This window comes from Mycobacterium sp. SMC-17 (assembly GCF_045310915.1).
In the GTDB taxonomy this organism is placed as follows: domain Bacteria; phylum Actinomycetota; class Actinomycetes; order Mycobacteriales; family Mycobacteriaceae; genus Mycobacterium.
Genome location: NZ_JBJIAK010000095.1, coordinates 1 through 8,140, shown reverse-complemented (window position 1 = coordinate 8,140; position 8,140 = coordinate 1). Strand labels below are relative to the sequence as shown.

Here is an 8,140-nt window from a genome sequence, read left to right as displayed (position 1 = left end):
ACCCGACCCACCCGGGTCGCAGTTCAACGTAACCGTCACAACATCACGAAATAACTGCAACTACGAACTTAAGGAACACCCACGATGAGCGTCGCCGAAACAGCCCGCCCCCGCATCGAACTCGTCATCGTCCGCGACCCGGACGGCCCCACCGAGGTGTACGTCTACTTGAACGGCACAGAGGTCACCGACACCGACATCGTCGAATACGTCGTCGACGCCGCCGCCGGCCACACGTCCGCGGAATTCCACCAGGCCCGAGACGCCGCGCTCGCGACGGCCTCCCCGGCCGCCGCCGCCCAGCTGGCGACCGTCTACGCCGACCCGCCCGGCCGCGACGACATTATCGGCGGCTGGCCCTTCGATCCGGTCTGCGATGAATGCGAGTACGAAATCACCGATGGCAGTGACCCATCCACGCCCGGGCCCGACCATAAAGACACTTGCTCGCTGCACCCCGGCAACATCGACTAAGCGACCCCGGCAAGGGCCCCGTCACCGCGGCGGGGCCCTTGTTTTTTGCCTCCGGCACCCCACCCACAGCGGCGCGGAAACCACTACCCCACATCAGAAAACCGTCTGCGGTGCCTCCAGCGTAATCGGGCTCGCGGCGCCCCGGTCAACCCACGGCACCGGGCCACCGGCGACGGGCCGCGACACAGTGTGCGCCCCACGGGCCCACACTCCGCGGCCACCGCCTGCCCGCCGCGGGGTGTGACCGGCGCCGACCGCCCGATTCCCGCGGCACCAGCTGGCCGGCACCCACGCCGGCCACCAACCGAAAGGGACACATCATGGGATACGGCTACAGCAACACCGGAGCGCTGTGCTGCGACAACTGCGGCAACTCCGGCGGGGTGCGCAAACGCAAATGCACCGAAAAGGTGCTCGGCGACAGCCTGCACGGATCGCGCGTGAGCATGCACTACTGCTACCCGCCTGCGCTCTGCGCGGCGTGCCTGAAAGCCCTTGGCGGACAAGCCGCTCTGCACAAGAACTGCAAAGAGCCGGCCGCCCAATCGCAGGCCGCCTACGACGAAATCGAACGCCAGCTCGACGCCGGCGAATCCTTCGCCGTTGCCGCCTGGGGCTCCTGGCAGGCCAACGTGCCAGACGGACAGGTCGGCGTGAAATACCGGTCACGCACCGGCGAGAGCTACGTCCTGATGGCCGCAGCCGACTACGACCGCCACCCCCGGCCGGTGCTGTCCAGCGTGCAGACCACGCCCTGGTGCGGGCCCGATGGTCAGCCGCTGGCCGCCGACCCGCCGCGGTAACCACCGCACCGGGCCCCGCCGGCACTGCCGCCGGCGGGGCCTCCCGCGACCACCCACCGCGTGTGCCCAGTGGTCCCCGTGGCGCTGGCCACCTGGCGGTGGCCGAAAAACCCGCCCACTCAACCTATTTGCCTGTCAGCGCGGTTGCAGCATACCCAGCGGGGGACCCCGACCGGTCAACCCGAACCGGCGCCGGCGATCGGCGTACCGAGTGACTATTTGCCGCCCTACCCAAGCTCGCTGCCGCTCGCGGGGCGGCAAATCCGCCGACTCCCCGCCACCGATCCGTATGGCTGACCGCCCACCCTCCGCTGGGACGCCTGCACCCGTAGCGCTGACCAGCGCAACCACTCACCACACAGAACGGAGCATCACCATGCCTCACAACCGGATCGCCACCCTGGCCCACCTGCGCACCGAGATCGTCTCCGGGTCCTGCAACCCCAGCACGGGCCTGGTGCTGCTGGCCGGGAAACTCGTCGTCGACCCCCAGTTCAAGACGGCGCTGCACAAGATCGCCGACCGCCGGCCCAAAGCCGCTGCGCTGATGTGGATTCGCATCTCCGACCAGCTGCGCGGAGCCCAACGCCTCGAAGCCCTCGCCCTGGCCGCCGAATTCGCCTTCCAAGGCGGCAGCCCCCGAGCCACCGCCGAACTCATCACCCGCGCCCAGGACATCGCCCGCGCCGAACACCTCGAATTCCCGCCCCTGCTCGACATTCTCAAGCTCGACCACACCGTCCGCGACCACCTGCACCACGTCGCGGCCTAGAACGCCACCCCGGCCGGGTACCGCACAGGGCCCGGCCGGGTGTGCCACCACTACCCCATCATTGCCCCGAAAGGAATTGCCTCATGAGCATCAACACCACCGACGACCTCTACGCAGACCACTACACGTACATCAGCGAGCTGCGCGACAAACTCGACGACCTGCTCGCCGGGATCGTGGCCACCGGACAGACCGCCGGTAAGACCTTGAAGGAACTCACATCCAATAGCGTGTATGACGTCGAACTCGTCGAAACCGACGCCGGCGCCGACCTCGAGCAGTTCCTAACCGACGCGCTGCGCAACGCCCGCGCCGCCTACCGCATCGTGCACGACCTCATCGAACGCGACCGCTAGACCCAGGGGAGGGCCCGCCATCACGGCCGGGCCCTCCCCCCCTTTTTCTTCCGGCCTGCGCTCGCGCGCCAAAAGCACTGCCCCACAACAACTGTCTGTCAGCGGCGCCTCAGCGTAATCGGGCAGACCTCTCGCGCCGTCAACGCCGGCCTCCCCCGGCCGCGGCGCACCGAGTGACTATTTCGGCCCCTACCGCAACGCCACCCGAAGCGCCTGACGGCGCCGGCCTGGCGTGCGGGCCGAAATTCGCTCGCGGGCCGGACATCGTCCCGCCAGGTTGACAACGCTGCTGCCCGATTGCGCTCCGTGCCGAGCTGACCGGCACCCAGGCCGGCCACCACACCACAGAAAGCAGTGCAACTGAACACCATCGACCAGCAGGTACACATCGGCAACACCGTCTACCCCGTGGACCACCTGGCCCACCGCCTCGCCGAAGAGGCCCGCGCCCACATCAGCGGCGGCGTCATCCTGCGGCTCAACCCCAAAGAGCACAAGGCCGCGGTCCGCTGGATCGACTACCGCGGGCCCCAAGCCGAACACTGCATCGTCGACCGGGACGATCTGCTCATTCCCCCGCCCCGGCCCATGCCCTGGTGGCGCCGCACCCCCGCGTCCCGGACCTGCACCGGACGACCCACGCTGCGCATCCGCAACCTGAAAGTATCCCGGCACACCGTCGAGACCCGCGACGAAGACCTGTGGTTCCACAGCGTCGAGGACGCCAACAACGCGATCCTGCTCATCGCCGCGGCAAAAGAGCCCTTCGGGCCCCGCGTTCGCAAAGACCGACGCTCCACCCTCCCCGGTGCCCTGACCGTGGCCACGCGTTGGCCATCCTTCACCGACGTCTACCAGATCTACGAGCCCCGCCGCGTCGCCTGAGCAGCACCAGGCCCGGCCCGACCTCCCGCGTAGGGGGCCGGGCCGGGTCCTTTTCGATGGTCCCTCCGCCGACCCGCCCGGCCAGTGCCACTGACCTACCCCCTTGTCAGCTGGGTGCCGATCGTATTGGCCGCCAAGACGAATCGGCGCGTCAAGAACCCTTCCCGAAACCGGCGTCGGCGCACCGAGTGACTATTTCGGCCCCTACCGCAAGGCCCAGGCCAAGGCGCCTGACGGCGCCGGCCCGGGCCGCAGCCCGAAATTCGCCGGCCACCGGCCCCGGTCACGGCCATTGACCCACCCGATCCGAGCGGCCAATCCCCAGCACCCCAGCGCTGACCGGCGCCACCGACCAGAACCCGAAGGAGACCCCATGACCACCGAGAAGATGACCGGCGATGCCTACATGGAGCTGCTCGTGCAACGCCAAAACGCCTGGATCGCAGCACATCCGCCCCGCGAAGGCCTCGTAACCTGGCTACAGCCGTTGCTCACCTGGTTCATCCAGCCTGGAGACGAAGACCTCGTGGAGCTGCCGGAAGACCCGCCGGCCAAACCGGCACCCACACCCCGCACCTATCGCAGCGCCGCATCCCTGCGCACCGAACGCGACCGGCTCATCGCCCGCCGTGACGCGATCATGTTCGACGGGCCCGCGGACCGCGCCGCGGCCAACGTGGCCACCCGCGCCCGATGGAAGAAACTCGACCGCGACATCGCGGCCGTCGCACGGCTCAGTCGACGCATCACCCACCTGGACTATCGCATCGCCGACGCCGACGCACGCGAGCGGCGGTAGCCACGCCCCGGGCCCGGGCCCAGCAGTGGCCCGGGCCCGTTCCGGTCCCCGCCGCCTACGGGCCGTGGCCACCTACCGGCGGCCGAAAAGCCCACCCACTCAACCTATTTGCCTGTCAGCGCGGTTGCAGCATACCCAGCGGGGGACCCCGAGCGGTCAACGCGAGCCGCCGGCGGCCACGGCGTACCGAGTGACTATTTGCCGCCCTACCCCAGCTCGCTGCCGCTCGCGGGGCGGCAAATCCGCCGCAGCACACCCACGGTCTCGCCGAGTTGACCGCCCACCCTCCGCTGGGACGCCCGCACCCCGTAGCGCTGACCAGCGCAACCACTCACCACACAGAACGGAGCACCACCATGACCACCAGCTGGGAGCAGATCGACCACGACCCCACCAGCATCGCCAGCCGACCCCGCATCCGGATGCGCCACATGAGCATGAGCGGCGGCTGCTTTCACGACAGCCCCACCGCGACGACCTTCCACACCATCGACGACGCGAACGCGGCGATCACCCAGATCGCCGAAGACAACGCCCACGCCCTGGGCGGGGTGGTCCACGAAACCGACCCACTGAGTCTGGTTCCCGGCGCAATGCATGTCGTCATCCACTGGGGCCTGGTCAGCGACCGCTACCACCTCGATGCCATCGACTACGCACCGATCAAGGAGAACTGACCATGACCACACTGACCGTGCGGGCCGCGAACGGCACCGTCATCGCCGAATACCCCGATTTCGCGCCGGGCACCCCGATGCGAGTGCTGCCGGCCATCGTCTCGCATCAGTTCCCCACCGATCGCTCCGTCGTCGACGACGCGTGGAGTTTCGCCGGACCGACCCGCCATCCCGAATACGCCACCATCCGACACGACCGCGAGGGCGCCACCATGGCGATGCACCGCCACCGGCTCCAAGCCCGCCACCGATAACCCGACCAGCCCGGGGGTCGGCCAGCCCACCACGGGCCGGCCGACCCCCCTTTTTTGCTTGCGGCCTGCCCGCGCTGCGCACCGTGACCGGTGTGCCCGGCCACCTGACGGCGGCCCGAAAAACCCTGCCCCACACCAAAACCTAGTCAGCAGGTGCCCTCAGCGTAATCGGGCTCTACCGGTGGCTTGTCAACCCACGCCCCGACCCCGGCGACGGCGTACCGAGTGACCATTTGCCGCCCTACCCAAGCTCGCTGCCGCTCGCGGGGCGGCAAATCCGCCGCACCCCGGGCCCGGGGACTCCACGGGGTTGACCACCGCCACCCGCCCGATTCCGCAGGGCACCGAGCTGACCGGCACCCACGCCGGCCACCACCCCGGCCGAAAGGACCCACCCATGCCGCGCATCCAGACCACCAGCGACCTGATCAACAGCCTGCCCGCACTCGTCGGATACGTGCCCGCCGGGGCGATCATCCTGATCACCACCGGGCCCGCCACCGACGTCCTCGATGTTCAGTTCGCCATCACCGCCGCCGCACGGATCACCGCCGACCAAGCCGCGAATCTGCCCGAGCTGTGCGGTCTGAACGCCCAGAACACCCCCGGGGCAGTGCTGGTCGCCGTATGCGGAGACTGGCTGGCCGACCACGTGCGCGACGTCCTCGACCACCTGCGAGATGCCCTCACCAACCTGGGAATCACCGTGCGCCAACGCATTACCACCACGACCCTCGAAGTCACACGCCCCTGGACCGACATCGACACCGACGAAACCGGCATGCACGTGGCCTACACCGACTCCCTGGCCACCGCTCAAGCCGTGGCCGCCGGCACGCGGATCGCGCCGACCCGCCACAGCGTGGTCCGCGAGTTCGACGAGCTCGACCCCGCCGCACCGCCGCTGGCCGTCACCGACGACCCGATCGTCACGATCCAGACCTGCGAACGGATCGCCGAAGCGATCAGCGGCGAGTTGATGCCCCCGTTGGCGCTGATCGCTCAGGCCGCGCAGCTGATCACCACCAACGAAAGCCTGCGCGACGTCATGGTCCTCCTCGGCCTGGACCACCCGGCCCAGGCCGCCCAGCTGTGGACGGTCATGGCCGCACACATGCGCGGCCGCGCCCGCATCGAAGCGCTGACCATCGCCGCGGCGCTCTACTACAGCAGCCGCGACGCCCTACGGGCCACGATCGCCCTGGAAGTTGCCGACCAACTCGGCGTCGAACTCGACACCGCACTGCCGAAACTGGGGCAGATGCTCACCATCGCGCTGGCCCGCGCCATCTCCCCCGACGAGGTGATCACCATCCTGCGCAGCACCATCGACACCATCGACTGAGCGCGCGGCCCCGAGCCCCGCCAGCCAGACGGGTTGGCGGGGCTTTCTTTTCGCCGACCGATCACCAGCTGCCGCCAGGCCCTGGCGGGCCCGGCCAAGGCCACCTCCGGCGGCCCGAAAAACCCGCGGACTCACCACAACCCTGTCAGCAGGTCGCCCAGCGTATGTCGGATACGGCCGCAGTCAACCTGTCCGGCCAGGCGCTGCCGGCGGCGGAGGACATTTGCCGCCCAACACTGCTCGCTGCCGCTCGCCGGGCGACAAATCCGCCGGCACCACCGAGGCCTCCCAGGTGGACAACACGGCCTCCACCGACATGCGCAGCTCCCAAGCGCTGACACCCAGCGCCCCAAACCCAAAACCGAACGGAGACACCAATGTCCATCACCGCCACCATCATCACCGCCGACACCATCACCACCCTGACCGAGCCCGTCGATCACCTGATGGACGCGATGTTCACCGCCCAGCAGACGTTCGGCCAGATCACCTGGGACAACCTGGGCCACGACGCCGCCCACGGCACCTACCGCGACGGCAACGGCACCACCACCAGCATCACCGTGGTGGACACCAACGCCACCGACACCCTGCTGAGCACTGTCGCCGGATGGATCAGCGGCCACTGAACACCGCGGGCCGGGCCCGCACCAGGTGGGCCCGGCACTACCCTTCCCTCACGCAGAAACGGAGACGCACCATGGCAATCGTGGACTTCGCCCTCAATTACGACTTCATCGACCAAGACGGCCGACCCCGTCAGCTCCAATTCCGCCGCACCGGCGGCCACCCCGACGCCTTCAAAGGCACCGGCCAGCTGATCGCAGTGGTGGCCAACCATCTGCGCGTCGACAACGGCCACGAACTGCACCTGACCCGCGACGGCATCACTCTCGATCGGATCGAACTCGTCATCGACGACTGGGAAACCTGGGCCAAGATCACCGACCGCGAATACAACCTCGTCGCCATCGCGCAGCGCCTACGCGCCGCCGGCCTAACCTAGGCCGCACCGCCCACCGGGGACCCGCTAGCCCACCAGCTGGCGGGTCCCCTCTTTTTTGCCCAGGGCCCAACAACCCCCTGACGGCCTGGCGGCCGCGGGGACCTGCCGCCTACGGCGACAGACAACAACCCGCGGACTCACCCGGTGCCCACTCACCCTTGGGTGCCCAGCCTCACCTTGCTGCTGTTAGCGCGCCCCGATCGTACTGAGCTCGGGATTTAGCGTGTCAAACCCCTCAGGCCGGAACTGGCGGTGGGGAGCGAGGCCTACTTCGACCTCTGCCGGCCCCAAAGGTGCAGGGCCTCAACGATTCCTGTGCCGCTTCATCGGGCGCTGGCTGGCCCACGGCCGAAAAGCGTGGCCGCGGACCCGAGCCGCCAGCACCCGCGCGGCCCAGCAATCAGCCCCAGCACCAAGGCCGGCAGACGCCGAAATTCCCCACACACCAGCGCCGGCCCCCCGGTGGGTTTGACACAGCATCCCGATCTCAGTCCGCCCTGAGCGCAGCGCTAACCCGCGCAGCCAACCACACACAGAACGGACACAACCATGACCGAAACCGAAGCCCGCATCCTCTCGGACCTGCTGCTGGCCGAACTCGACACCGACACCGACACCCCGAGCTTCTGAACCACCCACCGGTGAGGGCCTGCCCCCCCAGGTCCTCACCGGCCCCTCTATTTCAACCCAACCCGAAAGGACTCTCAATGAGCCTGTCAAGCCGCCGCAGTGGTGATCTGAGGCGTGTTGGGCTGCCAGGTTCTGTTGT

The 8,140-nt window shown here is 68.6% G+C and carries 11 protein-coding genes; all 11 read left to right on the top strand.

What is annotated here, in order from left to right; translation table 11 throughout:
* The first annotated feature begins 84 nt into the window (after positions 1 to 84).
* The 11 genes from ACJH7A_RS29645 to ACJH7A_RS29595 all read left to right on the top strand — a co-directional run bounded on the left by ACJH7A_RS29645 (position 85) and on the right by ACJH7A_RS29595 (position 7,371).
* Complete coding sequence (locus ACJH7A_RS29645) at positions 85 to 474, top strand: hypothetical protein (protein ID WP_406803247.1); 390 nt, start codon at positions 85 to 87, stop codon at positions 472 to 474.
* Between the two features lie 320 nt (positions 475 to 794).
* Positions 795 to 1,277 carry a hypothetical protein gene (locus tag ACJH7A_RS29640; protein WP_406803246.1) on the top strand — a complete coding sequence of 161 codons (483 nt, stop codon included), beginning with the start codon at positions 795 to 797 and terminating at the stop codon, positions 1,275 to 1,277.
* A gap of 376 nt (positions 1,278 to 1,653) precedes the next feature.
* Entirely contained in the window at positions 1,654 to 2,049 is a 396-nt protein-coding gene (locus ACJH7A_RS29635) for a hypothetical protein (protein ID WP_406803245.1), read from the top strand.
* Between the two features lie 83 nt (positions 2,050 to 2,132).
* Positions 2,133 to 2,405: a hypothetical protein gene (locus ACJH7A_RS29630; protein WP_406803244.1), complete on the top strand. Its 273-nt coding sequence runs from the start codon at positions 2,133 to 2,135 to the stop codon at positions 2,403 to 2,405.
* Between the two features lie 354 nt (positions 2,406 to 2,759).
* Entirely contained in the window at positions 2,760 to 3,290 is a 531-nt protein-coding gene (locus ACJH7A_RS29625) for a hypothetical protein (protein WP_406803243.1), read from the top strand.
* A gap of 373 nt (positions 3,291 to 3,663) precedes the next feature.
* Entirely contained in the window at positions 3,664 to 4,089 is a 426-nt protein-coding gene (locus ACJH7A_RS29620; RefSeq protein WP_406803242.1) for a hypothetical protein, read from the top strand.
* Positions 4,090 to 4,445: 356 nt separating this feature from the next.
* Positions 4,446 to 4,766, top strand: a complete 321-nt coding sequence (locus tag ACJH7A_RS29615) for a hypothetical protein (protein WP_406803241.1) — start codon at positions 4,446 to 4,448, stop codon at positions 4,764 to 4,766.
* 2 nt (positions 4,767 to 4,768) lie between these two features.
* A complete protein-coding gene (locus ACJH7A_RS29610; protein WP_406803240.1) occupies positions 4,769 to 5,020 on the top strand; it encodes a hypothetical protein in 252 nt (83 codons plus the stop codon).
* 310 nt (positions 5,021 to 5,330) lie between these two features.
* Positions 5,331 to 6,365, top strand: a complete 1,035-nt coding sequence (locus ACJH7A_RS29605) for a DUF4192 family protein (RefSeq protein ID WP_406803239.1) — start codon at positions 5,331 to 5,333, stop codon at positions 6,363 to 6,365.
* Between the two features lie 377 nt (positions 6,366 to 6,742).
* Positions 6,743 to 6,994 (top strand): hypothetical protein, encoded by a 252-nt coding sequence (locus tag ACJH7A_RS29600; protein WP_406803238.1) that lies wholly within the window; start codon positions 6,743 to 6,745, stop codon positions 6,992 to 6,994.
* A 71-nt stretch (positions 6,995 to 7,065) separates the two neighbouring features.
* Positions 7,066 to 7,371, top strand: coding sequence for a hypothetical protein (locus tag ACJH7A_RS29595; protein ID WP_406803237.1), 306 nt, complete (start codon positions 7,066 to 7,068; stop codon positions 7,369 to 7,371).
* The last annotated feature ends 769 nt before the right edge of the window (positions 7,372 to 8,140 follow it).